General features: G+C 61.4%; 29 protein-coding genes. 21 read left to right on the top strand and 8 right to left on the bottom strand.

From position 1 onward, the window contains the following. Window positions 1-11 precede the first annotated feature (11 nt). The 9 genes from cysT to ABCW43_RS06500 all read left to right on the top strand — a co-directional run bounded on the left by cysT (window position 12) and on the right by ABCW43_RS06500 (window position 7,300). Entirely contained in the window at window positions 12-866 is an 855-nt protein-coding gene (cysT, locus tag ABCW43_RS06540; RefSeq protein ID WP_345922634.1) for a sulfate ABC transporter permease subunit CysT, read from the top strand. After that, window positions 859-1,737, top strand: a complete 879-nt coding sequence (gene cysW, locus ABCW43_RS06535; RefSeq protein WP_345922633.1) for a sulfate ABC transporter permease subunit CysW — start codon at window positions 859-861, stop codon at window positions 1,735-1,737. The genes cysT and cysW overlap by 8 nt, the downstream gene beginning before the upstream one ends. 15 nt (window positions 1,738-1,752) lie before the next feature. Continuing rightward, window positions 1,753-2,790: a sulfate/molybdate ABC transporter ATP-binding protein gene (locus tag ABCW43_RS06530; RefSeq protein ID WP_345922632.1), complete on the top strand. Its 1,038-nt coding sequence runs from the start codon at window positions 1,753-1,755 to the stop codon at window positions 2,788-2,790. A 234-nt stretch (window positions 2,791-3,024) separates the two neighbouring features. Continuing rightward, on the top strand, window positions 3,025-4,344 hold the full coding sequence (locus ABCW43_RS06525; protein ID WP_345922631.1) for a phosphatidylglycerol lysyltransferase domain-containing protein: 1,320 nt from the start codon (window positions 3,025-3,027) through the stop codon (window positions 4,342-4,344). Further along, a complete protein-coding gene (locus tag ABCW43_RS06520) occupies window positions 4,341-5,702 on the top strand; it encodes an AcvB/VirJ family lysyl-phosphatidylglycerol hydrolase (RefSeq protein WP_345922630.1) in 1,362 nt (453 codons plus the stop codon). The genes ABCW43_RS06525 and ABCW43_RS06520 overlap by 4 nt, the downstream gene beginning before the upstream one ends. Before the next feature lie 102 nt (window positions 5,703-5,804). After that, window positions 5,805-6,188: a DUF6152 family protein gene (locus ABCW43_RS06515; RefSeq protein WP_345922629.1), complete on the top strand. Its 384-nt coding sequence runs from the start codon at window positions 5,805-5,807 to the stop codon at window positions 6,186-6,188. 7 nt (window positions 6,189-6,195) lie between these two features. Next, window positions 6,196-6,666, top strand: coding sequence for a DUF6644 family protein (locus tag ABCW43_RS06510; RefSeq protein WP_345922628.1), 471 nt, complete (start codon window positions 6,196-6,198; stop codon window positions 6,664-6,666). 65 nt (window positions 6,667-6,731) lie between these two features. Further along, a complete protein-coding gene (locus tag ABCW43_RS06505) occupies window positions 6,732-7,004 on the top strand; it encodes a YlcI/YnfO family protein (protein ID WP_345922627.1) in 273 nt (90 codons plus the stop codon). Further along, window positions 7,001-7,300, top strand: a complete 300-nt coding sequence (locus tag ABCW43_RS06500) for a type II toxin-antitoxin system RelE/ParE family toxin (protein WP_345922626.1) — start codon at window positions 7,001-7,003, stop codon at window positions 7,298-7,300. The genes ABCW43_RS06505 and ABCW43_RS06500 overlap by 4 nt, the downstream gene beginning before the upstream one ends. Here the strand turns inward: ABCW43_RS06500 and betA are convergent, their stop codons facing one another. Next, window positions 7,301-8,953 carry a choline dehydrogenase gene (betA, locus tag ABCW43_RS06495; RefSeq protein WP_345922625.1) on the bottom strand — a complete coding sequence of 551 codons (1,653 nt, stop codon included), beginning with the start codon at window positions 8,951-8,953 and terminating at the stop codon, window positions 7,301-7,303. Window positions 8,954-9,038: 85 nt separating this feature from the next. Between betA and ABCW43_RS06490 the strand changes: the two genes are divergently transcribed. Continuing rightward, window positions 9,039-9,434, top strand: coding sequence for a hypothetical protein (locus ABCW43_RS06490; RefSeq protein ID WP_345922624.1), 396 nt, complete (start codon window positions 9,039-9,041; stop codon window positions 9,432-9,434). A 15-nt stretch (window positions 9,435-9,449) separates the two neighbouring features. On the opposite strand, the gene betB is transcribed toward ABCW43_RS06490, so the two are convergent. Together betB and betC are read right to left on the bottom strand one after the other, a co-directional pair. Then, window positions 9,450-10,913 carry a betaine-aldehyde dehydrogenase gene (betB, locus tag ABCW43_RS06485; protein WP_345922623.1) on the bottom strand — a complete coding sequence of 488 codons (1,464 nt, stop codon included), beginning with the start codon at window positions 10,911-10,913 and terminating at the stop codon, window positions 9,450-9,452. Between the two features lies 1 nt (window position 10,914). Next, window positions 10,915-12,438, bottom strand: coding sequence for a choline-sulfatase (betC, locus tag ABCW43_RS06480; RefSeq protein ID WP_345922622.1), 1,524 nt, complete (start codon window positions 12,436-12,438; stop codon window positions 10,915-10,917). A 491-nt stretch (window positions 12,439-12,929) separates the two neighbouring features. Here betC and ABCW43_RS06475 point away from each other — a divergent pair, with 491 nt between their 5' ends. From ABCW43_RS06475 to ABCW43_RS06450, 6 genes are all read left to right on the top strand, one after another. Next, window positions 12,930-13,478, top strand: coding sequence for an HdeD family acid-resistance protein (locus ABCW43_RS06475; RefSeq protein WP_345922621.1), 549 nt, complete (start codon window positions 12,930-12,932; stop codon window positions 13,476-13,478). Window positions 13,479-13,651: 173 nt separating this feature from the next. After that, window positions 13,652-15,457, top strand: a complete 1,806-nt coding sequence (locus tag ABCW43_RS06470) for a bifunctional diguanylate cyclase/phosphodiesterase (RefSeq protein ID WP_345922620.1) — start codon at window positions 13,652-13,654, stop codon at window positions 15,455-15,457. 100 nt (window positions 15,458-15,557) lie between these two features. After that, window positions 15,558-16,559, top strand: coding sequence for an NAD(P)H-quinone oxidoreductase (locus ABCW43_RS06465; RefSeq protein ID WP_345922619.1), 1,002 nt, complete (start codon window positions 15,558-15,560; stop codon window positions 16,557-16,559). Window positions 16,560-16,605: 46 nt separating this feature from the next. Continuing rightward, on the top strand, window positions 16,606-16,917 hold the full coding sequence (locus ABCW43_RS06460; protein ID WP_345922618.1) for a type II toxin-antitoxin system RelE/ParE family toxin: 312 nt from the start codon (window positions 16,606-16,608) through the stop codon (window positions 16,915-16,917). Window positions 16,918-16,930: 13 nt separating this feature from the next. Beyond that, window positions 16,931-17,212 (top strand): helix-turn-helix domain-containing protein, encoded by a 282-nt coding sequence (locus ABCW43_RS06455; RefSeq protein WP_345922617.1) that lies wholly within the window; start codon window positions 16,931-16,933, stop codon window positions 17,210-17,212. A 614-nt stretch (window positions 17,213-17,826) separates the two neighbouring features. Continuing rightward, entirely contained in the window at window positions 17,827-17,973 is a 147-nt protein-coding gene (locus ABCW43_RS06450; protein ID WP_007751079.1) for a DUF1127 domain-containing protein, read from the top strand. A 73-nt stretch (window positions 17,974-18,046) separates the two neighbouring features. Here ABCW43_RS06450 and ABCW43_RS06445 read toward each other — a convergent pair whose 3' ends face one another. Next, entirely contained in the window at window positions 18,047-18,784 is a 738-nt protein-coding gene (locus ABCW43_RS06445) for a DUF3750 domain-containing protein (protein ID WP_345922616.1), read from the bottom strand. A gap of 94 nt (window positions 18,785-18,878) precedes the next feature. On the opposite strand from ABCW43_RS06445, the gene ABCW43_RS06440 reads away from it, so the two are divergent. Further along, entirely contained in the window at window positions 18,879-19,886 is a 1,008-nt protein-coding gene (locus ABCW43_RS06440; protein ID WP_345922615.1) for an asparaginase, read from the top strand. 114 nt (window positions 19,887-20,000) lie between these two features. Beyond that, entirely contained in the window at window positions 20,001-20,924 is a 924-nt protein-coding gene (locus tag ABCW43_RS06435; RefSeq protein ID WP_345922614.1) for a LysR family transcriptional regulator, read from the top strand. A gap of 408 nt (window positions 20,925-21,332) precedes the next feature. Here ABCW43_RS06435 and ABCW43_RS06430 read toward each other — a convergent pair whose 3' ends face one another. Then, complete coding sequence (locus ABCW43_RS06430; RefSeq protein WP_345922613.1) at window positions 21,333-22,088, bottom strand: DeoR/GlpR family DNA-binding transcription regulator; 756 nt, start codon at window positions 22,086-22,088, stop codon at window positions 21,333-21,335. Between the two features lie 126 nt (window positions 22,089-22,214). Here ABCW43_RS06430 and ABCW43_RS06425 point away from each other — a divergent pair, with 126 nt between their 5' ends. Continuing rightward, a complete protein-coding gene (locus ABCW43_RS06425; protein WP_046641593.1) occupies window positions 22,215-22,571 on the top strand; it encodes a hypothetical protein in 357 nt (118 codons plus the stop codon). Between the two features lie 67 nt (window positions 22,572-22,638). Continuing rightward, window positions 22,639-23,271, top strand: a complete 633-nt coding sequence (locus ABCW43_RS06420) for a glutathione S-transferase family protein (protein ID WP_345922612.1) — start codon at window positions 22,639-22,641, stop codon at window positions 23,269-23,271. Window positions 23,272-23,355: 84 nt separating this feature from the next. Here ABCW43_RS06420 and ABCW43_RS06415 read toward each other — a convergent pair whose 3' ends face one another. Continuing rightward, window positions 23,356-23,535 carry a hypothetical protein gene (locus ABCW43_RS06415; protein ID WP_345922611.1) on the bottom strand — a complete coding sequence of 60 codons (180 nt, stop codon included), beginning with the start codon at window positions 23,533-23,535 and terminating at the stop codon, window positions 23,356-23,358. A 123-nt stretch (window positions 23,536-23,658) separates the two neighbouring features. Between ABCW43_RS06415 and ABCW43_RS06410 the strand changes: the two genes are divergently transcribed. Further along, complete coding sequence (locus ABCW43_RS06410; RefSeq protein WP_345922610.1) at window positions 23,659-24,555, top strand: LysR substrate-binding domain-containing protein; 897 nt, start codon at window positions 23,659-23,661, stop codon at window positions 24,553-24,555. A gap of 4 nt (window positions 24,556-24,559) precedes the next feature. On the opposite strand, the gene ABCW43_RS06405 is transcribed toward ABCW43_RS06410, so the two are convergent. Beyond that, window positions 24,560-25,219, bottom strand: a complete 660-nt coding sequence (locus ABCW43_RS06405; RefSeq protein ID WP_345922609.1) for a glutathione S-transferase family protein — start codon at window positions 25,217-25,219, stop codon at window positions 24,560-24,562. A 104-nt stretch (window positions 25,220-25,323) separates the two neighbouring features. Beyond that, the gene (locus ABCW43_RS06400) at window positions 25,324-26,703 is read right to left on the bottom strand and encodes a TIGR03808 family TAT-translocated repetitive protein (RefSeq protein WP_345922608.1); all 1,380 of its coding nucleotides are present in this window, start codon (window positions 26,701-26,703) and stop codon (window positions 25,324-25,326) included. Between the last annotated feature and the right edge of the window lie 145 nt (window positions 26,704-26,848).

Raw genomic sequence — 26,848 nt, 5'->3', positions numbered from 1 at the left:
CGGAATATCCAATGATCCACGCCACTGTCTCACCGGCAAAGTGGCGACTGAAGCAGCCGAGCATCATCCCGGGTTTCGGGTTGACGCTCGGCTTTTCGCTCGCCTACCTATCGCTGATTATCCTGATCCCCGTTGCCGGCCTGCTTTGGCGCACCGCCGGGCTCGGCTGGAGCGGGTTTTTCGCCGTTCTGACCGACCGGCGCACGCTGGACGCACTTTATATATCCTTCGGCACGGCCTTCGTGGCCGCGCTGGTCAACGTGGTCTTCGGCGTGGTCGTCGCCTGGGTGCTGACGCGCTACAATTTCCCCGGTCGCCGGCTGATCGATGCGATCGTCGACCTGCCGTTCGCCCTACCGACGGCGGTCGCCGGCATCGCGCTCGCAGCGCTCTACGCACCCAACGGCTGGGTCGGTTCGCTGTTCATGCCGTTCCGCATCGCGTTCACGCCGCTCGGCATCGTCGTCGCGCTGGTCTTCATCGGCCTTCCCTTCGTGGTGCGCACCGTGCAGCCGGTCATGGAGGAACTGGACCGCGAGGTGGAAGAGGCCGCAGCCACGCTCGGCGCCAATCGCTTCCAGACGATTTCGCAGGTGATCCTGCCGGGATTGACGCCGGCGATCCTCACCGGTTTTGCGCTCGCCTTCGCCAGAGGCGTCGGCGAATACGGCTCTGTCATCTTCATTGCCGGCAACATTCCTTACGTCTCGGAGATCGCTCCGCTCCTGATCGTCATCCGGCTGGAGGAGTTCAACTATGCGGGTGCGACGGCGATCGCCACCATCATGCTGATCATCTCCTTCGTGATGCTCTTCATCATCAACCTCATCCAGGCCTGGAACCGAAGGAGATACGGCAATGTCTGACGTCTCCCGCTCCGCGCACGGCAAATCGCCGTCGTTCCGGAACCCCGCCGACGAGCGGCCGCTTGCAAAAATCCTGCTGATCGGGCTGGCGCTGGTTTTCCTCGCCTTCTTCCTGCTCCTGCCGCTGGTTTCCGTTTTCGTCGAGGCGTTCCGCAAGGGCTGGCTGGAATATTACGAGGCTCTGATCGAACCCGACGCGGCGGCAGCGATCCGCCTGACGCTTCTGGTGGCGGCGATTTCGGTTCCGCTCAACCTCGTCTTCGGCCTCTGCGCCGCCTGGGCGATCGCCAAGTTCGAGTTCAAGGGCAAATCCTTCCTGATCACCCTGATCGACTTGCCGTTCTCGATCTCGCCCGTCATTTCCGGGCTGGTCTACGTGCTGCTGTTCGGCTCAAGCAGCCTGCTGGGCCCTTTGCTGAAAAGCCAGGGGATCACCATCCTGTTCGCCGTGCCGGGCATCGTGCTCGCCACCGTCTTCGTCACCTTTCCCTTCGTCGCGCGCGAGCTGATCCCGCTCATGGAGGACCAGGGCACCGGCGACGAGGAAGCGGCCCTGTCGCTCGGCGCATCCGGCTGGCAGACCTTCTGGTACGTGACGCTGCCGAACATCAAATGGGGCCTGCTCTACGGCGTGCTCCTCTGCAACGCACGCGCCATGGGCGAGTTCGGCGCCGTATCGGTCGTCTCGGGTCACATCCGCGGACTCACCAACACCATGCCGCTGCATGTGGAGATACTCTATAATGAGTATAACTTCGTCGCGGCCTTCGCGGTGGCCTCGCTGCTGGCCTTGCTGGCGCTCGTCACCCTTGCATTGAAAACCCTTCTCGAACTTCGGTTCGGTGCCGGCGCTGCCGGCGGCAGGCATTGAAAGGTCCAAGACTAGATGGAAGTCACCATCAACAATATCCGCAAGGAATTCGAACGTTTCCCGGCGCTGAACGACGTGTCGCTGAAGATCGCCTCCGGCGAACTGATCGCGCTGCTCGGTCCCTCGGGTTCCGGCAAGACCACGCTGCTGCGGCTGATCGCCGGCCTCGACTTCCCGACATCGGGCAAGATCTTCTTCGGCGATCAGGACGCCTCGCATCATTCGGTGCAGGAGCGCAATGTCGGTTTCGTCTTCCAGCACTATGCGCTGTTCCGGCATATGACGGTCGCCGAGAATATCGGCTTCGGCCTCAAGGTCCGGCCGGCCGGCAGCCGCCCGCCCAAGGCGGAAATCCGCCGCCGGGTCTCGGACCTCCTGGAGATGGTCCAGCTCGGAGGTCTTGAAAAGCGTTATCCGAACCAGCTGTCCGGCGGCCAGCGTCAGCGCGTCGCACTTGCGCGCGCCATGGCGATCGAGCCACGCATCCTGTTGCTCGACGAGCCTTTTGGTGCGCTCGACGCCAAGGTACGCAAGGAATTGCGCCGCTGGCTGCGGGAATTCCACGACCGCACCGGCCACACGACCGTTTTCGTCACCCATGACCAGGAAGAGGCGCTGGAACTTGCCGACCGGGTCGTGGTCATGAGCCGGGGCAAGATCGAACAGGTCGGCTCGGCCGATGACGTCTATGATCGGCCGGGCTCCCCCTTCGTCTTCTCGTTCATCGGCGAGTCCTCGCAGCTCCCGGTCGAGGTGAAAGACGGCATCACGCTCTTCCAGGGCCAGCCGATCGGCATTGCGGAGGCGGGCGACGGGGCAGGGGAACTGTTCTTCCGGCCGGAGGACGTGACGCTCGTCGACGCGCCGGATGCGCTGTTCGGCAAGGTCACCGCCTGCCGCCGCCTCGCCGGCACCCGCATCGCCGAGATCGACATCGCCAATGACGGCCACGCGCCCTATCACGTCGAGGTGGAGGTACCGCTGCATGCGCCGATCGAGCTCGGCAGCGAAACGCGCTTCCGTCCGACACGCTGGAAGGTTTTCCGAAAATAGCGTTTCCGCAGCCTCAAGATGACGTTAGCCGCCCGTTACACGCTGTGGCATGTAGAGTGCCACTGAAATCGCAGTGCACGCGCCGTTATTGCGTGGCGTTTTTACCTTAATCACGGAAAGTTTTTCAAAATTGATATGTGTCAATTGTTGATTGGCACAGAACAGGTAAGAACCTTCTGGGCGCAAGCTCTGACGAAATGCAGGCCTAACGCTTATTTCCGTGACGGATAACCTATGGCAGACATTGCCCACCTCGAAGAACCCTCCGAGCCGGTCTCCGGCTTGCCGGCAAAACAGTCGACCCAATCGGCCATCTCTATGGGGAGGGTGCTGATCGACCGTCTGACCCCCGATACGAGCATTCTCCTGTCTTTTGGTTTCGTTCTGTTCGTGACCGCCCTTGGCGTGAGTGTTTTCCTCGAGGAAAGTCTGGTGAGGCTCGGCTGGGGCCTGCTTCTGTCAAACAGCGATATTCAGGCACCGACCGGTCTGGCGCTGACGCTGTTGATCGGCACGCTTGCCACCAACCGGCTGCGGCGCCCGCGGCGCTGCCGCAAGCCGCCGGCGAGCGACGAAATGGACCGCGCCGTCGAAATTCTCGCCACCCAGCCGAATGCGAGCGCCGGCCTTGTACGCCTCGGCGACAAGAAGCTGCTTTTTTCCGATTGCGGCAACGCGTTTATCATGTACGCCCAGCAGGGCCGCTCCTGGGTGGCGTTGTTCGACCCCGTCGGCCCCGGCAGCGCTTGGTCGGGCCTCGCGCTCAAATTCATGGAGCAGGCCCGCAACTCAGGCTGCCGCCCCGTTTTCTATCAGGTCTCCCCGGATTTCCTGCCGCTCACCGTCGAATCCGGGTTGAAGCCCTATAAGCTCGGCGAACAGGCGGTGGTCGATCTTTCGAATTTCGATCTCAAGGGCGGTACTCGGATCAGGCTTCGGCGCGCGGTCAACCGCGCGGTTCGCGATGGTCTCGAGTTTTCGATGATCGAGGCACATGACGTGCCCGCAGTTCTCGATGAACTCCGGACCGTCTCCGGTGCCTGGCTGACGGCCCAGAATGCCACGGAAAAAGGTTTTTCGCTGGGAACCTTCCAGCCTCAATACGTGGCGGCCGGCCCGGTTGGCGTCATCCGCATCGAGGGCAGGATCGTTGCATTCGCCAACGTCCTTTCGACCGGCTCGGCCGGGGACGCCTGCATCGACCTGATGCGCCACCTGCCGAATGCTCATCAGGGCATGATGGTCCTGCTGTTCGTGCGGATCATGGAGCATTTGAAGGCTGCAGGCTTTCGCACCCTCAATCTCGGCATGGCGCCGCTTGCCGGCCTTTCGACCCACAACAAGGCACCGCTCTGGAACCACGTGGGCGAGCGTATCTACCGGAACGGCGAGCGTTTCTACAATTTCCGTGGCGTGCGGTTGTTCAAGGATAAATTCGATCCGGAATGGCAGCCGCGTTATCTCGTCGTCTCGGGCCGTGGCATGCCGGTCATTTCGATGTTCGACATTACCATGTTGATCGGCGGCGGGCTGAAGGGCATCCTTCGCAGATGAAGGTTCTGCCGATCATTTTTGCAGGCATCACGTTCGTCGCCGCCATCGTCAATATCGCCTCCGACCCGGCCCTGAAGGCCAAGAGCCTGCCGACCGACCGGATTTCCTTTCCCGAAGGCAAGGCGACCGGAGTAGTCCTTCTGTTTTCGGGCGGCGAGGGGTGGTCGGAACGCGAGGAGCGAACGTCCGAGGCGCTGATCAGGGATGGCGCGTTGGTGATCGGCGTGGATATCCGTGACTATTACGCGGCGCTTGAGGAAGAGCGGGACGACTGCCTCTATCTGGTTTCCGATATCGAAGACGTGACACGCCAGCTGCACCGCTCGGCCGATATCGCCACCTATCATCCGCCGGTCGTGGCAGGCATCGGCGACGGTGGCACGCTGGCGCTGGCCATCGCCGCCCAGACGCCGGATTCGACGATCGCCGAGACGCTTGCCATCGACCCGCAGACCACCATCCCGCTATCAACCATCCTCTGCACCCCGGCGCCGAAGACGCCCGTCCCCGGCGGCACGGTCTATGGTCTGACGGAAGGCGATCTCCCCAATCCCGTCCGGATCGTCTTCAGCCCCGAGGCCGACGCGGCGGGCCGCATCCACGCGGAAGATCTGAAAAACACCCATCCCGCGATCGAGTACCGTGAAACGGCTGAGGGCGCAGATGCGGCCCTGCTGGAGAACACATCGGCCACCGTCCGGCGGCTCGCCCAGTCCGCTTCGCCGCTTAATCTGCCGATCGTGCCGATCCACGCGACGCCGAAGCACAACACCATGGCGATCATCTACTCCGGCGACGGCGGCTGGCGCGACATCGACCAGCAGCTCGGCGCCTATCTGAAGGAAGAGGGCATCCCGGTCGTCGGCGTCGATGCATTGCGCTATTTCTGGAGCGAGCGAACCCCGGAACAGACCGCCGCCGACCTTTCCCATATCATCGGGTCCTACCGCAAACGCTGGAACGTCGATAACGTCCTGCTGATCGGTTATTCCTTCGGGGCCAATGTCCTGCCGGCGACCTACCGGCTTCTGCCGGAGGCGGACAAGCAGGCGATCTTGCTCGTCTCGCTCCTGGCGCTGTCGCATCAGGCGGATTTCGAGATCGACGTGACCGGCTGGCTCGGTTTTACCGGCACCGGCAAATACGGCGATCCTGTCGACGATCTTCGCGAGATCGAGCCGTCCAAGATCCAGTGCATCTACGGGCTGAAGGAAAATGACACCGCCTGCCCGGCAGTCCGGGAAATCCGCGGCTCTCAGGTGCTCGCCCGCGAAGGCGGCCACCATTTCGACGGCGACTACCGCGCCCTCAACCGCCTGATCGTCGACAGGGCCGTGGCGCTGATGGCGACCAATTGACCGTCGACAGCGGGTGGACGTTCAAGAAACGGTGAAACCTCTGGTCATCGGCGCAGGCTCCTACATCTTCCGGCACATGATCCGGAATAGAGGAGAGCCGTCATGCCCCGCCTTTCGATCACGCGCATTCTTGCCGGCACCGCAATTGCCGCATTGCTCGCCGGCACCGCCACCGCCCATCACGGCTGGTCCTGGGCAGAGGCCGACCAGATAGACCTCAAGGGTACGATCCAGTCGATCTCGTTCGCGCCGCCGCATCCGACACTTGAGGTGAAGGCCGACGACGGTGTCTGGCGCGTCGAGCTCGGCAATCCCAACCAGACCCAGCGCTCCGGCTTCGTCGAAGGGCAGGCCAAGGTCGGCGACCAGATCACCGCCACCGGCAACCGCTCCGAAGACCGGAGCGAAAAACGCATGAAGGCGGTCCGGATCGTCGTCTCCGGCAAGACCTTCGACATTTATCCGGAACGCATCAAGACCAACTGAGGCGGGCATGGAATTCCTCGCTTCGCTTGCCGAAACGCCGCTCGCGCGGGCGCTGATCACCTCGTCGACGCTTTATCTTCTGGTCAACGCCGCGCATATCCTCGGCATCGGCATGTTGTTCGGTGCCATCCTGGCGCTCGATCTCCGGCTGCTAGGCCTGGCCCCGGTCGTCCCGCTTGCCGTGATCGCGCCCTACCTGTCACGCCTCGCCGGCGCCGGTGTCCTGGTTGCCATCGTTACCGGCCTCTGCCTGTTCTCGGTGCGGCCGCTGGAATATGTCCGCAACCCGGCTTTCCTCGCCAAGCTCGGCTTGGTCGCGCTCGGCCTTCTGAACGTTGCGGTGGTTCATTTCAACTCCGGGTGGCGGACGGTGCTCGTCGGCAACGCGCCGACAGCAGCACTTCGGTTTTCCGCCGTCCTCTCGATCGTGATCTGGATCAGCGCGGTGATTGCCGGCAGATGGATCGGGTTCTTGTAGGCTTCTTGATTAATTCAAACATCTGAAGCACACTGCATCGCAATTGCAACGCATGGAGTGAAGACATGAAAACGGCGACCATTCCCTCCCTGCGCGTCGATCCGGAACTGCGTGCCGCAGCCGAGAGCGTGTTGAAAGAGGGCGAAACGCTTTCTGCTTTCGTCGAGAACTCGTTGCGGGCTCAGATCAACTATCGGCAGACGCAGGCGGAGTTTATCGCAAGGGGGCTTGCCTCAAGAGAAGAAGCCAAGAGGACAGGCGAGTATTACAGCGCGGGTGAGGTTCACGCCGAACTAAGAGCTATGCTTGAGGCCAAGCGGGCTGAGCGTGGCGAATGACCTACCTACTCCGCTATACACTAGCAGCGCGAGCGGACATCAGGCGTCACTATGGTTTTCTTCTCAATCGAGACTTCCGTGCGGCGGAGAAAGCCGTCGAGATCATCATTAGATCGATCGAGGGGTTGGCGGAGTTTCCTTTCTCCGCACGCAAGGCCCCTGGTGAAAATGCGCTTCTAAGGGAGTTGGTGATCCCTTTCGGCTCGGCTGGCTACGTCGCCCTTTACGAAATAGAAGATGCCGAAACCGTCACCATCCTTGCCGTCCGCCACCAGCGCGAAGACGATTACCACTGATCACCGATCGCTCACCATCGCCCGCGGATTGACCCAGGGTTCCTGGTTGCTGCGGGGCAGGGGCGTCTTGCCGAGAATATGATCGGCCGCCTTTTCGCCGGTCATGATCGAGGGGCCGTTGAGGTTGCCGTAGGTCACATGCGGGAAGATCGACGAGTCCGCGACCCTGAGGCTTTCGACCCCGATCACCCGGCATTCCGGGTCGACCACCGCAAGAGGATCGTCGGCGCGGCCCATCCGGCAGGTGCCGCAGGGGTGATAGGCGCTTTCCAGGTGCTCGCGAAGGAAGGCATCGATCTGGTCGTCGGTCTCGATCTGTTCGCCCGGCTGGATTTCCGGCCCGCGATACTCGTCGAACGCCTTCTGGGAAAAGATCTCGCGGGTCAGCCGCACGCAATGGCGGAACTTCTCCCAGTCTTCGGGATGGCTCATGTAGTTGAAGCGGATCACCGGATCGTCCTTCGGGTCGGGCGATCGCAGCGTCACGTTCCCGCGCGATTTCGACAGGTTGTAGCCGACATGCACCTGGAAACCATGGCTTTTCGCCGCCGCCTTGCCATCGTAGGAAATCGCCACGGGGAGGAAATGATACTGGATATCCGGCTGCTTCAGCCCCGCGCTCGAGCGCAGGAAGGCGCAGGCCTCGAACTGGTTGGACGCGCCAAGCCCGCCCTTCGAAAGCAGCCATTGTGCTCCGACGACGCCCTGCCAGAACCACGGCAGCCAGGAATAAAGCGACACCGGCTTGGTGGAGACTTGCTGGAAATAGAATTCCATATGGTCCTGCAGGTTCTGGCCGACGCCCTGACGGTCGGCCGTCACCTCGATGCCCATTTCCTTCAGGTGATCCGCCGGCCCGATGCCGGACAGCATCAGCAGTTTCGGCGAGTTGAAGGAGGAGGCCGAGACGATCACTTCGCGGTTGGCCTTGATCGTCTCGCTGACGCCGCGGCGAAAAATCTCCACGCCGACGGCGCGGCCGTTCTCGATGACGATCTTCTGCGCAAAACCATAGACCAACTCGACATTTTTCCGCTTCAGCGCCGGTTTCAGATAGGCGTTGGCGGCGGACCAGCGGCGGCCGTTATGGATCGTCTGCTCCATCAGCCCGAAGCCTTCCTGCTTCGAGCCGTTATAATCCTGCGTCATCTCGAAGCCGGCCTGGGAGCCTGCCTGGATGAAGGCGTGAAACAGCGGATTGGTCACCGGCCCGCGCTTGACATGCAGCGGTCCGTCCGTCCCCCGCCAGCCTTCCTCGCCGCCGTGGGAATGTTCCATGCGCTTGAAATAGGGCAGCACATCCGCATAGGCCCAGCCGGTCGCGCCGAGCTCCTCCCAGCGGTTATAATCCTCGGCATGTCCCCGCACATAAACGAGCCCGTTGATCGACGACGACCCGCCGATCACCTTGCCCCGCGGCGCGGTGATGCGGCGGTTGTTGAGGTTCGGCTCCGGTTCGGAAAGATAACCCCAGTTGTAGCGCTTCATGCTCATTGGCCAGGCAAGGGCCCCCGGCATCTGGATGAACGGCCCGAAATCGGAACCTCCGGCCTCGATGACGATCACGGAATTTTTGCCGTCCTCCGACAGCCGGTAGGCCATGGCCGAGCCCGCCGAGCCGGAACCGATGATGATGTAATCTGCGCTCTGCATGAACGGCCCTTTTCGGTTCTCTTTAACTCTGCACAGAAGTCAGGGAAGTTGAATGGTGGCGAGGAATTGAGAAGGGACACAACTTTTGATAAATGCGCTCTACCGCAAATTTCAAAAGGGACTCATGCTCGTGGCTTCTAAGAGCTTTAGTCAGACAGTTCTTCGTCGCCTGAAGCGGATCGAGGATGACCGCAAGATTGCCGAAGACGAGCGGGAGGCGATGGCTGCAGATGTGGTCAATATTTATCGCGACACGCGTCCCGCCGAGGAACCGCTCGAGAAAATTCTCGGGGCACGTCGCAGAAGGGGATTTGTTACCCTTCTCGTTATCATCGGAACAATTCCGCTTCGTGTCTTCTTCGGGTGGCCTTTGGAAATATGCCTCGGGATCTGCGTCGTGCCGGGCTTTTTCTACTGGCTCTATATCGAGAAGCGCCACGAACGGTCGAAACGGCTTCCAAAGCTTAGGCATTACGACTGAACTCATGGCCATACCTCAATACGGCGCCTCGACCTTGCCCATACCCACATAGACCGTCTTCAGCTCCGAATAATGCTCCAGCGCGGCAAGCGAGTTTTCGCGCCCGAAGCCCGACTGCTTGGAACCGCCGAAGGGGATTTCCACCGGGCAGAGATTGTAGGTATTGATCCACAGCGTGCCGGCCTCGAGTTGATCCGCCACCCGATGTCCGCGCGTCAGATCGGAGGTGAACACTCCGCCGGAAAGGCCGAATTCCGTGCCGTTGGCCCGGGCGATCACCTCGGCCTCATCGTCGAAATCGAGCACGCACATGACCGGGCCGAAGATTTCTTCCCGCGCGATCGTCATCTCGTCGGTCACGTCGGCGAAAACGGTCGGCTGCACGTAGTAACCTTCGCCGGTGACGTGGTTGGGGATGCCGCCACCGGTGACGAGCGTCGCACCCTCGGCCTTGCCCTTGTCGATATAGCTCATCACCTTCTGGCGCTGGTCGAAGGAGACCATCGGGCCGATCTGGGTCGCCTCGTCCATCGGGTCGCCGATCACCATGTTTTCGGTGCGTGCCTTGAGGCGGGAGAGGAATGTCTCCTTGATGCTCCGCTGCACGAAGACGCGAGTGCCGTTGGAGCAGACCTGGCCGGTCGAATAAAAATTACCGAGCATCGCCCCGCCGATCGCCGAGTCGATATCGGCATCGTCAAAGACGATCAGCGGCGACTTGCCGCCGAGTTCCATCGTCACATGCTTCAAACTGCCGGCGGCGGCCGCCGCCACCTTGCGGCCGGTCGGCACCGAGCCGGTCAGCGACACCTTGGCGACATCCGGATGGTTGACCAACAGCGGCCCGGTCGTCCGGTCGCCCTGGATGACGTTGTAGAGCCCCTTCGGCAACCCGGCCTCGATGAGGATTTCGGCGATCTTCAGCGCCCCGAGCGGCGTGTTTTCGGACGGCTTGAAAACCATCGCATTGCCGCAGATCAGCGCCGGCGCACCCTTCCAGCAGGCGATCTGCTGCGGATAGTTCCAGGCGCCGATGCCGACGCAGACGCCCAAGGGCACCCGTTTCGTATAGGCAAAGTCCTGCCCCAGCGGGATGTAGCTGCCGTTGAGTCCTGCCGCTGCGATACCCCCGAAGAATTCGAAGCTGTCGGCGCCCGATGTCGGGTCGGCGACGATGGTTTCCTGGATCGGCTTGCCCGTGTCCAGCGTCTCCAGTTCGGAAAGCTCCCGGTTGCGCTCCCGCATGATATCGGCGGCGCGTTTGAGGATCCGGCCGCGCGCCGTCGGGCTCATGGCCGCCCATTCCGGCTGGGCGCGCTTGGCGGCCGCAATCGCCTGCTCCACGATCGCGGGCGTTGCCGCATGCAGCCGGGCGATCACCTCGCCGGTCGCCGGATAGAGGCTTTCGATGACGGTGCCGTCGGTATCCTCGACATATTCGCCGTCGATGAAATGGCTGGCGATCGGCTGGGCTTTCATCTCATTCTCCACGCGGATAGCGTTTGGATTCCTCGAGATTGTCGAGGTTCATATGGTTGCGCATGTAGCGCTCGGATGCTTTCTGCAAGGGCTGGTGGTCCCAGGGATAATAGGCGCCGTTGCGCAACGCCTCGTAGACCACCCAGCGCCGCGCCTGGCTTTCGCGCACCGCCGCGTCGAACGCACCCATGTCCCACCGCTCCTCGCGCTTACGCCGGAACAGGGCAACCACTTCGGCAAAACCCGGATCGTCGGCGAGGTTGTTGAGTTCCTGGGGATCGCTATCCAGATCGAACAACTGGTCCGGATCGAGCATGCAGTGAATGTATTTCCACTTGCCCTCGCGGATGGCGACGAGCGGCGCATAGGAGCCCTCGGCCGCATATTCCATCAGCACCGGGCTGGTGCGCGCAACACCTTCCATCATCGGCTTCAGGCTTTCGCCGTCCGTCCAGGGCTTGATCTCGTCCATCGAAATGCCGGCCAGATCGCAGAGCGTCGGCGTCACGTCGAGGTTGGAAACCGGCGCCAGATGCAGGGCAGCAGGCACGCCGGGACCGGCGATCATCAGCGGCACGCGGGCCGAACCCTCGAAGAAATTCATCTTGAACCACAGCCCGCGCTCGCCGAGCATGTCGCCGTGGTCGGAGCAGAACAAGATAATCGTGTCGTCGAGCATCCGTGTCCGCGTCAGCGTGTCGACCAGCTCGCCGACCTTCTCGTCGATATAGGAAATGTTGGCGAAATAGGCTCTTCGCGAGCGGCGGACATTCTCTTCCGTCACGTCGAAATTCTTGTAGTCGCAGGAAAAGATGATCCGCTTCGAATGCGGGTCCTGGTCTTCGAGCGGGATCGGCCCGACTTCCGGCAGCAGGTGCTCGCAATCCTCGTAGAGATCCCAGAACTTCTTCCGCGCCACATAGGGGTCGTGCGGATGGGTGAAGGAGACGGTCAGGGCCCAGGGCCGCCGGTCGGCATCGTCCCGCTCGCGAGCGAGGTGATAGAGCTTCTGGTTGGCCAGAAAGGCGACCTCGTCGTCATATTCCATCTGGTTGGTGATTTCGGCCACACCTGCGCCGGTCACCGAACCGAGATTGTGATACCACCAGTCGATCCGCTCGCCCGGCTTGCGGTAGTCCGGCGTCCAGCCGAAGTCGGCCGGATAGATATCGGTCGTCAGCCGTTCCTCGAACCCGTGCAGCTGGTCCGGCCCGACGAAATGCATCTTTCCCGACAGCGCGGTGTAATAACCGGCGCGGCGCAGGTGATGCGCGAAGGTCGGGATCGACGAGACATATTCGGCGGCATTGTCGTAGACCCGCGTTCGGCTCGGCAATTGCCCGGCCATGAACGAGGCACGCGCCGGTGCGCAGAGCGGCGAGGACGTGTAGTTGTTGACGAACCGCGCGCCGCGCGCGGCGAGCGCCTTGAGATGAGGCGCATGCAGGAATGAAGCCGGCCCATCCGGAAACAGCGTCCCGTTCAACTGGTCGACCATGACGATGAGGATATTGGGCTTGGTCATGGCGTCCTCAATTGTCGGGATGGCGTGGGGAGCCGGCACTTTCGCGCGCGGCAGGCAATGCCCGGAGGCCAGGCAGATGGATCCTCGGGTCAAGCCCGAGGATGACGGAGCGCGTGGGATCGGTTGGCGCAACAGATGAGGTTGCTGGCTGCCGGGAGGCCTCTCCTGTCATCCGTCGCACCTCCCTCTCCGCCGTCATCCTCGGGCTTGACCCGAGGATCCAGCCGCGTGTGCGGTTGGGCCACGATACCTCACTACCTGCAATCGCGCCGCTTTTGAGGAAGTGGGGCGTCGTGCGTCGTCGCTCGGCTGTGACCATCTCGATTTGCCTTAGATTCCTTCAGTGATTTGAGTTATTTTCGATCGTCTTGGCAATCAAGAAGCGATTGCGAACCTTCCTGTTCCAAAAGCGCGCCATTGACCCGGATCAAGCCCGCTCCACATCCTATCCGTTAGGTTCGGGTGAGGTTTTGGCAAAAAGGGGGTTGGCTATGACGTTCGGTCTGGACGCACCGTCGGTTTTGACGGTCCGTGACAAGTGGGGCTGGTTTCTCGCCCTTGGCATTCTGCTGCTGATCTTCGGTTTTCTCGCGCTCGCCAATCTCTTCGTGGCGACGGTCGCGTCGGTCTTTTACATCGGCATGATGATGCTGGTCGGCGGCATCGCCTATCTCGTCCACGCCTTCCAGGTGAAGGGCTGGGATCATATCCTGTTCTGGGCGGCAAGCGGCATCCTCTATACGATCGCCGGCCTGCTCGCCTTCTGGAATCCGGCGCTGACAGCCGTCATCGTCACCTTCTTCATGGCAGTGGCGCTGATCGTCGCGGGCGTTTTCCGCACCTGGGTCGGGTTCAGGCTGCGGCCGATGCGGGGTTCCGGCTGGGTTATTTTCGGAGGAGTCATCACGGCTCTTGCGGGCCTCGTCATTGCGCTCGGCTGGCCGGTGAACAGCGTCTGGATCCTCGGCCTGTTCCTCGCGATCGACCTCACGATGCAGGGCTGGGCCCTGATCGCGGTCGCGCTTGCGGCCAAGCCATGAGGCACGCAAAGGTTGCCGCTAAGTCTCTAAAATCTTGTATAAAAATGCCTTTTATCGTCATAAAAATTTCATCCAGCCGTCATGTTCGGGAAAGGTATTTTTGACCAATTGCTGGGAACCTGACGTTCGTGTTGAGGCATGTTTTAGGCCATTGCGCAGTGGAGTAATGAGTAATGTCGTCTGCGACCATCTTGGAACCGGGCGTTTTCCGCCGGTATGCGAGCGATCAGCTTGTCACCCTGGCAAAATTGGTACTGGAAAATGCCTTCCAGCCGATCGTCGAAGTCGGCACCGGTTCCGTCTTCGGTTATGAATCGCTGCTGCGCGGCCAGGAACGGATCGGTTTCTCTTCACCGCTCGAACTGCTCGATGAGGCCCAGGAGACCAGCCAGCTTCTGGCGCTCGAACAGATGATGGCAGCCCGGGCCCTGGCGAAATTCGCCAGCCTGCCTGATTTTTCGTCCCAGACGCTGTTCCTCAATCTCGACGTCCGGCTGATCCGCCACGGCCACCATTTCCTCGAAAAGGTCGTGCAGCACCTGCGCAAGGCGAATATCGCGCCGTCTTCCGTCTGCTTCGAATTCTCCGAGCGTTTCGACAACACGAGCGTGCCGGAATTCGCCGATCTGGTCACCCAGATGCGGAAGGAGGGCTTCAAGCTGGCGATCGACGATTTCGGCGTCGGCCATGGCGAAATGAAACTGCTCTGCGACTATCCGGTCGACTACCTGAAGATCGACCGCCATTTCGTCGCCGGCATCGACAGGAACCCGCGCAAGCGCCACCTCGTCAAGAACATCGTCGGCATCGCCCACGTGCTCGGCATTCGCGTCATTGCCGAGGGCATCGAGACGGAAGCGGAATTCCTTGCCTGCCGCGAATACGGCGTCGATCTCGTCCAGGGCTGGTTCATAGCCCGGCCGACGACATTCGTGTCCGAACTGCAGCCGTCCTTCCCCTATCTCGCCGATATCGGCCGTACCCGGCGCTCTAGCCAGTCGCTCGACGAAATCCTCATCCGCAAGCAGATCGAACACCTGCCGACCGTCTACGAGAACCAGAGCATCGACAGTGTCTTCGACCTGTTCCGCCGCAACCCGCGGCAGGCCTTCTTCCCGGTACTGAATGCCAATGGCGAGCCGCGCGGCGTCATCAACGAATACCACCTCAAGGAATATATCTATCAGCCCTTCGGCCGCGATCTCCTGAAGAACAAGGTCTACGAGCGCTCGATCTCGCATTTCGTCGACCGCGCCCCGATTGTCGGCCTGGATGCGGAAGCCGAAGAACTGATGACCCTGTTTGCCAATATGGAAAACAGCGCCTGCGTCATCCTTACCGAAAACATGCGCTATGCGGGCGTCGTCTCGGCCGCCTCGCTGATCAAGGTCATCAACGAAAAGCAGTTGAAGATTGCCCAGGACCAGAACCCGCTGACAGGCCTGCCGGGCAATCGCGCCATCCGCGACTTCATGCAGGAAGCTGGCCGCGACGACGACGAAGCCCGTTTCTTCTGTTATTGCGACTTCGACAATTTCAAGCCGTTCAACGACCATTACGGCTTCCAGATGGGCGACCATGCGATCTCGCTGTTCGCCGCCCTGGTAAAGCGTTATTTCTTCTCCGACGGCGATTTCCTCGGCCATGTCGGCGGCGACGATTTCTTTATCGGCGTACGCGACTGGGCTCGCGACGAGCTCAATGAAATCCTCGGGCGGCTGCTTTCCGATTTCCATGACGATGTCGTCGAACTCTATTCCCCCGAAGAACGCGCCGCCGGCAAGATCCGCGGCCACGACCGCTCCGGCGCCGAGCGCGATTTCCCGCTGCTGCGCTGCTCGATCGGCGTGCTCGAACTGCCCCAGGGCCTTTTGCTCGACGATGTCGGCCGCATCGGTTCGGAGATCGCCGCCGTCAAGGCGGAAGCCAAGGAAAGCGAGGGCGGTCTGGTTTTCGCAAGTTTCGGCGAGACAAAATGACCTAGGCGGCGGAACGCCGCCTTCCTATCGCGAGGCGACTATCCTAAGTCAGGGACCTGTCACCGGTCTCGTCGGTGGCCGCACCGAGAGGAGTCCCGCCATGCCACTTCCCACCGAAATGCGTTTCGTCGATCTGCCGTCCTTCGGAGAGCCGGAGGTGATGACCATTGCCAGCGGTCCGCTGCCGGCGGTGCGGCCGGGCGAGATCCTGGTCAAGGTGGAGGCGGCCGGCATCAACCGACCCGACGTGCAGCAGCGCAAGGGCGCTTATCCGCCGCCGAAGGACGCAAGCCCGATCCTTGGCCTGGAAATATCAGGCGAAGTCGTGGCAATCGGGGAGGGTGTCAGCGAATTCAAGCCCGGCGACAAGGTCTGCGGGCTCGCAAACGGCGGCGGTTATGCGGAATATTGCGCCGTTCCTGCCGGGCAGGCACTGCCCTGGCCGAAGGGTTATGACGCGGTCAAGGCCGCCGCGCTGCCGGAAACCTTCTTCACTGTCTGGGCCAATCTGTTCCAGATGGCGGGCCTGACGGAAGGCGAAAGCGTGCTGATCCACGGCGGCACCAGCGGCATCGGCACGACGGCCATCCAGCTCGCCAGGGCGTTCGGCGCGACGATCTACGCGACGGCCGGTTCGAGGGAAAAGTGCGATGCCTGTGAAAAGCTTGGTGCCGTGAGAGGCATCGACTACAGGACCGAGGATTTTGCCGAGGTCATCAAGGCGGAAACCGCCGGCCGGGGCGTGGATGTCGTGCTCGACATGATCGGCGCAGCCTATCTCGAAAAGAACCTCTCGGTTCTCGCCAAGGACGGCTGCCTGTCGATCATCGCCTTCCTCGGCGGCAACATCGCCGAAAAGGTCAACCTGTCGCCGATCATGGTCAAGCGCCTGACGATCACCGGCTCGACCATGCGCCCGCGCACCGCGGACGAAAAACGCGCCATCCGCGACGATCTTTTCGCCCAGGTCTGGCCGCTCCTGGAGGACGGAACCGTCGCCCCGGTCATCCACTCCGTCCTGCCGTTCACAGACGTCGTCGAGGCCCACAGGCTGATGGAGACCAGCAGCCATATCGGCAAGATCGTGGTGACGCTTGCTTAGTCCTTTTGTCGCGGTATACTGGTTTTGATATAAGTCGTGGATTGATATGAAGCGGTTGGAATTTCTCGGAGATGCGTTGGATCGCTTGCGGGATTTTCCTGAGCCCGCCCGTAAAGAGGCGGGCGTCCAGTTGCATAAAATTCAGCTCGGTCTTGAGCCGAGCGACTGGAAGCCGATGACGACGATCGGAGCGGGTGTGCGGGAGATTCGCATCCGCGACGAGACGGGCGCGTTTCGTGTCATCTACGTGACCAGAGTTGATGATGCCGTTTACGTCCTGCATGCTTTTCAGAAGAAGACGCAGCAGACGGCAAAGCGGGATCTGGATATTGCCACTGCGCGGCTGCGGCAGATCTGATCGGATGGAACCCATGGAACGCCAGAGCTTTGCAAATGTCTGGGATGCGCTGGAAAATACTCCGGCGGAAGCGGCCAATATGTCGATGCGCTCGGCCCTGCTGATTGCGATCGAGCAGAAGGTCCGGGACTGGAAGGTGACCCAAAAGGAGGCGGCCTCTCGCCTCGGCGTCACTCAGCCGCGGCTGAACGACCTGCTGCAGGGCAAAATTGCCAATTTCAGCCTGGATGCGCTGGTTGAACTGGCTGGAAAGGTTGGGCTTTCCGTCCGGCTGGATATCGCGGACGCAGCCTGATCTTCGATCCATCGATGGATGGAAACCAGCAGCCATATCGGCAAGATCGTGGTGACGTTGAGCTGAAGGGGAGAATCTGCCTCGATCGAAGCTGGCGAATTCTAGGGGCGGAAGGCCGCCTTCGCAACTCAATTAAATACGCGATCGTTTACATAACGTGGCTTGCAGAATAGGGCTTTGGCCCTTACCTTTTAATCATCGTCAACGTAGTGAAAGGAAGGTGATCCAATGTCTAGTGAGATTTCGGTCTGCGTAACGGGCAATGGAAAGGTGGCGGTCTTGACGGGGCAACCCTCGGCCTGAACTTCATCTTCCTTCGGGGAGCTCACGAAGCGCCCCGGGTTCGTTCAACCGGACCAAACTCATGGAAGGGTCGCCTCGAGCGGCCCTTTTCCTTTTTGTGCCCTTTTCATTTCCGCGGCTCTTTCGCCGGCCGCTCTTCATTTTTCATTATTTCTAATATGAGAACACCCATGCGCCTCTCGCATAGGTGGCCTGCTAAGTGGGCGCTTTCAGTGCAGGTTTGATGAGCTTATATAAGCGTCATCGAAGCAAACGAGAGCGCCAAGGACTGGCGTTCAAGCTTCGAAAAATCCCAGGAAAGGGGAACCATCATGAACGTCGCACGCACTCTCAACAATTGGCGCAAGTACCGTCAGACGGTTGCCGAACTGGGCCGTATGACGCCGCGCGAACTCAACGATCTCGGCATCGCCCAGGGCGATATCCGCCGGGTAGCGCGTCAGGCCGTCGGCTTCTGATCGCCATCTGACATTCGGTTATGTCAAACGCCCGCATACGCGGGCGTTTTGCATTTTATGCATAGCTGCCATCTTAAATCCCGATCCGTCCGAGCGCCGGAACCTTGATGCCGGGATTGGCGATATCGACGCCTGCGACCAAGCCCAGGAAGTGCACCTCGAACCCGCTGCGCAAACCGGCCGACAGGCCGATGAGGCCGCGCAGGGTCACGTGCACATCGCGCCAATCGTCGTCCACATGAATGAATTCGCCGTCCGGCAGATAGTCGCGGCCGACCGCGTGCGGCGGCAGCACGGCGTCAAGCTCCGGCACGCTGCGCAGCACATGGGCGACGAACGTGTTGGAGTTCGGCCCTGGCCAGATCGTATAGCCACCTGGCTCGGCATAAGGGTAGGCGGCGATCGCGCCTTCGACCTTCGGGATCAGCAGTTCCGCCTTCGAACCGGTGGCCGAGGTAACGATTTGCGGCGTGTTGGAATACCAGTAGGCGTCAGGCGAATAACCGTTGCGGCGGATCGGCGAACCCCACCCCACCTTGTCGAAGCGCGTATAGGTTTTAGCGCCTTTTTCCTTGAAGACGATCCAGGCATGGCTCGCGACCGCGCCCTTCAGGCCCCCCGTCGTCGCCGAGAAGACGTAGATCGCCGCTTCGTTGCTTGCCTCTGGCTTCGGCAATATGCCGGCCGAGGACCAGCGCGCATCGCGCCAGCCCGCCGGCCGATCCTTGATCGCCCACAACCCTGCCGACGCGAAGGTCGGAACCAGGTAGACGATGAAAATGACCAGAAACAACCGCTTAACCGATTTCATACGCTCCCCCATGAAAATCCCGCCGGACTCGTTTAAGAGCCTGTGATATCGCCAGACGATAGGCACATTGAAACCGGCAATTTCAGGACAGACCATGCAAAACCCCGTTACCGTCGAAGTCACTAGAGGCAATCTGGTCGAAAGCCGCCATCGCGGGCTCGGCGCCGTGGTGGATGGCGACGGCAAGGTTCTGTTCTCGTTCGGCGACGCGGACGCGCATGTTTTCCCCCGTTCCGCCAGCAAGGCCATGCAGGCGCTGCCGCTCATCGAAAGCGGTGCGGCGGACGCCTATGGTTTCGGCAACAAGGAACTCGCCTTTGCCTGTGCCTCCCATTCCGGCGAGGATGCGCATGTGGCAATGGCCGCCTCGATGCTTGGCAAGGCCGGCCATGACGATAACGCGCTCGAATGCGGCGCCCATTGGTCGTCCGAGCAGGCGGTGCTGATCCACCAGGCCCGCACCATCGAGGCGCCGACAGCACTGCACAACAATTGCTCCGGCAAACATGCCGGCTTCGTCTGCGCCTGCGTGCACACGGGCATGAATCTGAAAGGTTACGGCGGATACGACCATCCGCTGCAGGCCGAAATCCGCGGCACGATGGAAACCCTGACCGGCGCCATTATCGGCCACCAGAATTGCGGCACCGACGGCTGCTCGATCCCGACCTATGCGGTGCCGCTCAAGGGCCTCGCCCATGGTTTCGCAAAAATGGCGACCGGCAACACCCTGTCCGCCGAGCGCGCCAAAGCCTCGCGCCGGCTGATCGAAGCCTGCATGGCCGAGCCCTTTTATGTCGCCGGCACCAACCGCGCCTGCACCAGGCTGATGGAAGTCGCCCCCGGCAAGATCTTTGCCAAGACCGGCGCCGAAGGCGTGTTCGTTGCCGCCCTTCCGGACCAGGGCATCGCCATGGCGGTGAAATGCGAGGACGGCACGACGCGTGCCGCCGAAGCGATGATCTTCGCCCTGATCGCCCGCTATTTCGAAAAGGGCGGCGAGGTGCATGGCAAGCTGATGGCGATGGCCAACAAGCCGATGAAGAACTGGAACGGCATCCATGTGGGTGACGTGAGGGTGACCGACACGCTGTTTGCGTGAGATCGGCACTGGCAGGGTAGGACTTACAGCTTCTCGCATCGAGCGGAAGGATGGATCTTCTCTGCCGCGCTCGGGCATTCCCGCTTGTGCATAATCCGCCGGTGTTTATAAAACATGGGCATGAATCTTCAAGATATAGAGGCCTTCGTGGCAGTGGCGGAAACGGGCTCCGTGAGTCGCGCGGCAGCACGCCTCAATCTCACCCAGCCTGCCATGACGCGGCGCATCCAAAGCTTCGAAATCGCCGTGGGAGAAGGCCTTCTTTTCAATCGCACGGTCAAGCCCGCCATACTGACGGCGCTTGGTAGCCATGTGCTCGAACATTGCAGGCGCGTGCTTGCTGCCGTGACGGAGCTGGAAGCCTGCACGACGAGCGCCGCCGATCCGGCTGGCGAACTGAAGATCGGGGTGGCCCACGGCTTGGGAGAGATAGTTCTCAGCACGCCGCTGGAAACGCTTCGGCAGGATTTTCCCCGCCTCCGGCTCCAGATCAGTTCGAATTGGAGCGTCGGCCTGATCGAGGAAGTGCGGAGCGGCGCCATCGATTGCGCCGTCGGATTGTTGACCGACGCCCACACGGTCCCAGCCGGGCTGCAGCGTGTTGCGCTCGGCGCGGAACAGGTCGTCGTGGTTTCTGCGTCGCGGCTCCCCACAAGACGGGACGGCAGTCCGTGGCGCTTGAGGGATTTGGCCGAAGAAGACTGGTTTCTCAATCCGTCGGGATGTGGATGTCGCGCAGCGTTGGAACGATCTTTCGATCGCCAACAGCTTTCCATGCGAATCGCCGCCGAGATTTTCGGGGAAGACCTTCAGCTGTCGCTTCTGTCCAAGGCGGGAGGTCTTGCGCTCGTCCCGCGCCGTTTGTTCGAGCACAGCCCGCATCGCGAAGGCCGGCAGATTCTGTCCGTGATGGATTTCGTCATCCCCGCAACCGTCACCCTGGTCCGCAGCGCTATGCCGAGACGCTTCGACCCGGCGGTCGATCGACTGGCGAGCGCCTTGACGAAGAGGCTCGAGGGTTCCTCGTCTGAAGCATAATCATTATAGAAACAATGCATTTGATTTATAGTTGAGTGGCGCTCATCCTCTTCCGGAACGGACCGGATCGCCCACGACGCGACCCCGCGTGTCGGTTCCCGGTGTTTAGAGGAGCCAGCCCTATGATCGTCACTGTCTTCCGCTCGCGATTGTTCTCCAGCGTCAAATATCTCGTTCATGGCGGCACCCGACAAAGGAAGGCGGAAGCGAAATGACATACGCGCGCCTGTTTCCGAAGCGGCAGGAGGCCCCCCAGCCTGTTGTGACATCGAGCATGATAAGGCATTATGGACGGCTCGCCCGCCAATTGCGGAACGCCGCAATCCGCCGCGCTTTTGTCGAATGTTTTCGCATGGCCTGCCGCCCATTGGCGAGAAAGCCGCCTGGGCCGCCTCTCGATGACAGGCCTCAGGCTTCCAGCAAGGCGATCCCCAAAGCCCTGTAGGATGCCATCCGCTCCTCTTCGATCCCCTCCTGCACGATCATGCCCGACAGTGCCGAAACCGGCATGATCACATGCGGCGAAACCGCATCGAGCTTTTCCGCGGTCACCAGCGTGATCGTCTCGGCCGAGCATGCCGCAATATGGCGCTTGATCGCCGCCTCCTCGAAATCGCCGGTCGATAGGCCGCGTACCGGATGTACGGCGGTGACGCCGAGGAAGAAGATGTCGGGCCGCATCAGCGCGATCTGCGCCATTGCCGCTGCCCCTGTCGCCACCATCGAATGTTTGTAGAGCCTGCCGCCGATCAGGATCACGTCGGCCGTTGGATGACGCTCAAGCTCTGCGGCGATCGTCGGGCTGTGAGTGACGACCGTGAAGGCGAAATCGCGGGGCAGGGCGCGGGCGATCTCGGCGGTCGACGTTCCACCGTCAAGAAAGATCGTTTGCCACTCGCGCACCATCCCGGCCGCCTTTGCGCCAAGCCGCTGCTTGACATCTGACGACACGGCCCGCCGGGCGGACAAATCCGGCAGGTCGGGAGAGATGGGCATCGCCCCGCCATGCACCCGCCGCAACAGCCCTTCCGCCGCCATTTCCCGAAGATCCCGCCGGATCGTGTCCTCCGAAAGCGAGAACTCTTCCGCGGCCCGTTTGGCGACGACCTGCCCCTCCCGGCGCAATATGTCGAGGATGAGGCTCTTGCGTTGGCTTGTCAGCATGGCTCTTGACTATGCACGAAATTGCATGAATAAGCGCATCTATGCCTGATATTGCCGCTAATGTAAAGCATATCAGGCAAATTCGTGCAATTTCGCGATGACCGCGGACAAGTTGGAGAAACGAAGATGTTGATCTTGATTGCTGGCCCCTACCGCTCCGGCACCGGAGACGATCCTGAGAAGATGGCCGAGAACCTGAAGCGGCTCGAAGCCCCGTCGCATGCGCTGTTCAAGGCCGGCCATGTGCCGATGATCGGCGAATGGGTGGCGCTGCCGGTCTGGCATGCGGCCGGCGGAAAACATGTGGGCGACGACCTCTACGAGGAGATCTTTCATCCGGTCGCAGGACGTCTGCTGCAGCTCTGCGAAGGCGTTCTGCGCCTGCCGGGAGCCTCCAAGGGCGCCGACAACGATGTCCGGATCGCCAACGAGCGCGGTATTCCGGTCTGGCATCGGCTGGAAGACGTGCCCGGCGTGAGCTGACCGGTGGTTTGAGGCTTTGAGCCTAAAAAAACCGTGCTAGAACGACGCGGTCCAAAGGAGGATTTTCATGTATACGCTGTTCTTTTCGCCCAATGCCTGTTCGCTGGCCAGCCACATCGCGCTTGCCGAATCCGGTCTTCCCTACGAGATCAAGTGGGTGAAATTCGCCGACAAGGAACAGCAGTCGGAAGCCTATCTGAAGATCAATCCGAAGGGCCGCGTCCCGGCACTTGCAACGGACCGGGGCATCATCACCGAGTCCGTCGCAATCCTCGCCTTCATCGCCCAGGCAGCACCCGAGGCGAAGCTCGCGCCGCTCGACGACCCGTTCCTGTTCGGCAAGATGCAGGCGTTCAACGCCTATATCGCCTCGACAGTGCATGTCGCCTATGCCCATTGGCGTCGCGGTTATCGCTGGGCGGACAACCAGTCCTCCTTCGATGACATGGCCGCCAAGGCGCCAAAGGTCTTTCACGAGTGTTTTCAGGTGATCGAGGACTCGTTGCTCGAAGGCCCCTATGTGCTCGGGGAAACCTATTCGGTGGCCGATGCCTATCTCTACCTGATGACCGATTGGCTCGCGAACATGAAGCTTGATCGCGCCGATTTCCCGAAGGTCAACGCGCATTACGAGCGGATGAAACAGCGTCCGGCCGTCCAGCAGGCGCTGGCCGAACAGGCTGCCGCGACAGCTGCCTGAAGCTGACAGCAAGCTTCTTTGCCCGAGACATGCATCCACGTCAGCCGCCCGATCCGCCCTTTCGAGAAGCGGATCACGGGAGCGTCAGGCGCATTTCGCGAGAGGCGCCTTGTTGCAATTCGTGTCCGCGTGAGCCAAGCGCGGGAAGGGCAGGTCGGCGAGCTGCCGCAGGTCCATCGAGCGGATGTCGGGATGGTGGAACGGGTCGTTAGCCTCGATGTCCGCCAATGTTTCGGTCGTTTCCAACCAGGCTTTCAGGTTCAAGAAAATCTTCAGCGGTCCCATGACCGTCACCTCGCAAATTTGTTATCATTTGCAGAGGCAATATTGGCTCTGTTGCCGCCTTTTTCAATTGAGTTCTTGAGAGAGTGACTATAGAAAATCTATATGAGCAATCTCAACCTTGTGCATCTCAACGGCTTGCGGGCGCTGGAGGCGGTCGGACGTCTGGGCTCGCTGCAGGCGGCTGCCGACGAGCTCGGCGTGTCAATCGGCGCCGTTAGCCAGCAGGTCATCAAGGCCGAAGCCCAGCTTGGCCAGCCGGTGTTTCAGCGCCTGCCGAAGGGCATGACGCCGGTCGATTCGGCGCGGCCCATGCTGGCGCGATTGAGCGAAGGTTTCCATGCGCTTTCCGAAGCGGTGGCGATCGGCAGGCGGCATGACGATGCGCTGCTCACCATCTCCGTCGCCCCGGTGTTTGCGGCCCGGTTCCTCGTCCACCGGCTCGATCGGTTCTCGAGCCTGCACCCGGAAATCCGCCTGCGCATCGACGCGACGACCAGGCTTGCCGATCTCGGTGTCGACGACATCGATCTCGGCATCCGCGTCGGGCCGGGCACCTGGCCTGGCGTCGATGCGGAACTGCTGATCGAGCAGACGGTCTTTCCGGTCTGTTCGCCGGCGCTTGCCGAAAAGCTGAAGGAGCCGAAGGATATCCTGAAACTGCCGGCGATCATCGACGGCCCCTCGATGTTTTCCTGGGAGATCTGGCTGAACGAGGCGGGCTTGTCCGGCGCGGGCATGGCGACGCGGCACGTGTTCAACGACGCCTCGCTCTGCCTCGACGCCACGATTGCGGGCCAGGGCGTCATGCTCGCCTGGCATACTCTGGCGACCTACGCGCTGGAACAGGGGCGGCTGGTCGAGCCGTTTGCGATCCGGGCGCATACCGGCATGGGGCATTATCTCGTCACCCGCGCCGGTGCTCGGGTGCCGGCGAAGGTGAGGGCTTTCCGGGACTGGCTGAAGACGGAGCTGCCGCCGCTCCCGGAAAGCCTTAGGTGAGGGGTTATGCCGGTTCGGCGGTCCGCTTGTCCCACATTGCCTTGAAGCTGGGGCGGGCCTGAGCGGCCTCGATCCAGGCCTTCAACGCCGGTCTGCCCTCGAAAACCGGGGCGTGACCCTGCGCATAGCGAACCAGTTCCGCCACGTTGATGTCCGCCACGGTAAATCGCCGGCCGACCATGTGACTGTTCTGGGAAAGATGCTTTTCGAGTACGTCGAACGGACGCTTCAGCAGGCGTGCGGCGACGTCTATCTCGGTCTTGCCTTCCTCGCTGTCCTGCTTGCCCCCGGCGATCGTGGCGGAGATCTTCAGCGCCGGGGTCTCGATGCTGGTCGCACCGAACAGCGACCACTGCACCATCAGCGCTTCCTCGGCAATATCCCTGGGACCGAGTTCGCCACCATACTTGCGGGCGAGATAGAGCGTGATCGCCAGCGATTCGTGCAGCACGAAACCGTCATCGTCCATCGACGGAATGGAACCCATGGGGTTGATGCCTAAAAATTCCGGCGACAGCGTGTTGACCGGTGCGCCCGATGCCATCGGTTCGGGCAGGCGGTAGCCCTGGATGATCGGAATATGTTCGAAAGGAATACCCAGTTCCTCGATGAGCCACAGCGGCCGCGTGGCGCGCGAGCGGTAAACTCCATAGATTTTCAGCATTAAAGTCCCTCCAGGAAATGCGAGCGCAAGCTACGGGCAGGCCGCCCAAAACGGAAGACCAATCCGCGTTGGACGATCATGAAAGTTTTCGATGAATCATGCGACTAAACGATCCGGTTGTTCTCGATCGTCAGATGCTTGAACCCCTGGGCCTGCCCGCCGCCGCGGCCGAGTTCTGCCGTGGAAGGCGTCTTCCAGCGGTGGCCGATCACCGCGCCGTCCTTCACCGCCTCGAACAGGTTGCCGGAAATCAGCGCTGCGCCTGCGCCTTCGACCACCGTCACCGCACAGCCGACCTTCGCCTGCCTGACGACGTTGTTGCTCGCAAGCACGTTGCGCAGGTACGGCCCGAAACCGAGCGCCATGCCCCAGAGCGGCACATTCTCGATGACGTTGCCGGTCACCGCCGTATCCGCCTCGACGCTGATGCCGACGCCGAAGATCGCTCCGTCGAGCACATAGGGACCGGTGGGTTTCAGGTTGCGGACGATATTGTTGGCGACGGTCGCAAGCCGGCCGCCCTCGTTGAAATTGACGACCGAAATGCCGTTCGCCGCGCCATCGACGATATTGCCCAAGACCATCGCGCCCTCGAAGGCGAATTCCGCATAGATCGCCGTCTCGCCCGACGCGAGGCAGGTATTGTTGGCGATCTGGGCATTCGAGGCGCTGTTGGCGCGGATCGCCGAAAAAGCCGATTGCGAGATCTGGTTGCCGGTCACCATCACATTGTCGGCCCGGAACAGGTTGATGGCGTTTCCGTACTGGCCGGTGCCGCCATGGGTGGCGCCGATCCTGGAAATGCGGTTGCCGGAAACGATCGTGCCGTCGGCGCCCTTGGTCAGGCGGTGGATGAGGATGCCGCCATTGCCGCAGTCGAAGACGGTATTGCCGGTCACCGAAAGCCCGGTGCTTTCGACCGCATAGAGGCCGTATTCGGCGGCGCTGGAAATCCGGCTCCGATCGATCCGGCCGCCGCAGCGTTCGAGTTGTACGGCGGTCTTGCCCGCGCCGATAATCTCGCAATTGTCGATGACGATCTCACCGATGCCGCGCATGTGGACGAGTGCCGGGCTCTGGTCGTCGAGCCTGCGGTTCGCCCCGTCGATGACGATGTTGGAAAGCTCGATGCGGCGTACCCCGTCGGCCGTGAGCATTCGCCCGTCGCCGGAATAGACGAGCCGGGAAGCCCCGGCCACGCCGGTAATGCGGGTGCCGTCCGGCAGGTCCAGATTGGACATCGGGTAGTTTCCGGGCGGCAGAAAGACGGGCATGTTCTGGCGCGCCGCCTTGGCGATGATCTCTGCGAGCTTGCGGCTCTGCTTGTCACCGCCGTCTGGCGTGACGCCGTGTGCGCCGGCATCGATCGAGCCGCGCAGGTCGATCGTCGAAAAGCCCTGGGCTGCGGCGAGGAGGGGCCGAGGCACGGCTCCGGCCGCCGCCGCGCCCGCGATCATCGTCAACGCCGTTCGTCTCGAAATCATCCAACGTCTCCCCTGCGTCAATAAAGCATTTTCCATGCGGGCCCTTTATATTGTTACTATGCTCGAAGGCTCCGACCGATTGAGTAAAAAAGGCTTCTTTCGAAGCTTCAATCATGGCAATTTCACAATGATCTTAAACAACGAT

The sequence above is a fragment of the Neorhizobium tunisiense genome, from assembly GCF_039631515.1.
Taxonomy (GTDB): Bacteria; Pseudomonadota; Alphaproteobacteria; order Rhizobiales; family Rhizobiaceae; genus Neorhizobium.
Note: the sequence above shows the minus strand (reverse complement) of the source record. Positions and strands in the feature narration are given on the sequence as shown.

Coding starts and splice junctions, on each gene's coding strand:
- ABCW43_RS06435 (WP_345922614.1), top strand. CDS start 20,001: ATGGGCATGAATCTTCAAGATATAGAGGCCTTCGTGGCAGTGGCGGAA.
- ABCW43_RS06445 (WP_345922616.1), bottom strand. CDS start 18,784: ATGAAATCGGTTAAGCGGTTGTTTCTGGTCATTTTCATCGTCTACCTG.
- cysW (WP_345922633.1), top strand. CDS start 859: ATGTCTGACGTCTCCCGCTCCGCGCACGGCAAATCGCCGTCGTTCCGG.
- ABCW43_RS06505 (WP_345922627.1), top strand. CDS start 6,732: ATGAAAACGGCGACCATTCCCTCCCTGCGCGTCGATCCGGAACTGCGT.
- ABCW43_RS06450 (WP_007751079.1), top strand. CDS start 17,827: ATGAACGTCGCACGCACTCTCAACAATTGGCGCAAGTACCGTCAGACG.
- cysT (WP_345922634.1), top strand. CDS start 12: ATGATCCACGCCACTGTCTCACCGGCAAAGTGGCGACTGAAGCAGCCG.
- ABCW43_RS06405 (WP_345922609.1), bottom strand. CDS start 25,219: ATGCTGAAAATCTATGGAGTTTACCGCTCGCGCGCCACGCGGCCGCTG.
- betA (WP_345922625.1), bottom strand. CDS start 8,953: ATGCAGAGCGCAGATTACATCATCATCGGTTCCGGCTCGGCGGGCTCG.
- ABCW43_RS06470 (WP_345922620.1), top strand. CDS start 13,652: ATGTCGTCTGCGACCATCTTGGAACCGGGCGTTTTCCGCCGGTATGCG.
- ABCW43_RS06410 (WP_345922610.1), top strand. CDS start 23,659: ATGAGCAATCTCAACCTTGTGCATCTCAACGGCTTGCGGGCGCTGGAG.
- ABCW43_RS06475 (WP_345922621.1), top strand. CDS start 12,930: ATGACGTTCGGTCTGGACGCACCGTCGGTTTTGACGGTCCGTGACAAG.
- ABCW43_RS06530 (WP_345922632.1), top strand. CDS start 1,753: ATGGAAGTCACCATCAACAATATCCGCAAGGAATTCGAACGTTTCCCG.
- ABCW43_RS06525 (WP_345922631.1), top strand. CDS start 3,025: ATGGCAGACATTGCCCACCTCGAAGAACCCTCCGAGCCGGTCTCCGGC.
- ABCW43_RS06440 (WP_345922615.1), top strand. CDS start 18,879: ATGCAAAACCCCGTTACCGTCGAAGTCACTAGAGGCAATCTGGTCGAA.
- ABCW43_RS06515 (WP_345922629.1), top strand. CDS start 5,805: ATGCCCCGCCTTTCGATCACGCGCATTCTTGCCGGCACCGCAATTGCC.
- ABCW43_RS06465 (WP_345922619.1), top strand. CDS start 15,558: ATGCCACTTCCCACCGAAATGCGTTTCGTCGATCTGCCGTCCTTCGGA.
- ABCW43_RS06460 (WP_345922618.1), top strand. CDS start 16,606: ATGAAGCGGTTGGAATTTCTCGGAGATGCGTTGGATCGCTTGCGGGAT.
- ABCW43_RS06510 (WP_345922628.1), top strand. CDS start 6,196: ATGGAATTCCTCGCTTCGCTTGCCGAAACGCCGCTCGCGCGGGCGCTG.
- ABCW43_RS06425 (WP_046641593.1), top strand. CDS start 22,215: ATGTTGATCTTGATTGCTGGCCCCTACCGCTCCGGCACCGGAGACGAT.
- betC (WP_345922622.1), bottom strand. CDS start 12,438: ATGACCAAGCCCAATATCCTCATCGTCATGGTCGACCAGTTGAACGGG.
- ABCW43_RS06500 (WP_345922626.1), top strand. CDS start 7,001: ATGACCTACCTACTCCGCTATACACTAGCAGCGCGAGCGGACATCAGG.
- ABCW43_RS06455 (WP_345922617.1), top strand. CDS start 16,931: ATGGAACGCCAGAGCTTTGCAAATGTCTGGGATGCGCTGGAAAATACT.
- ABCW43_RS06520 (WP_345922630.1), top strand. CDS start 4,341: ATGAAGGTTCTGCCGATCATTTTTGCAGGCATCACGTTCGTCGCCGCC.
- ABCW43_RS06400 (WP_345922608.1), bottom strand. CDS start 26,703: ATGATTTCGAGACGAACGGCGTTGACGATGATCGCGGGCGCGGCGGCG.
- ABCW43_RS06430 (WP_345922613.1), bottom strand. CDS start 22,088: ATGCTGACAAGCCAACGCAAGAGCCTCATCCTCGACATATTGCGCCGG.
- betB (WP_345922623.1), bottom strand. CDS start 10,913: ATGAAAGCCCAGCCGATCGCCAGCCATTTCATCGACGGCGAATATGTC.
- ABCW43_RS06420 (WP_345922612.1), top strand. CDS start 22,639: ATGTATACGCTGTTCTTTTCGCCCAATGCCTGTTCGCTGGCCAGCCAC.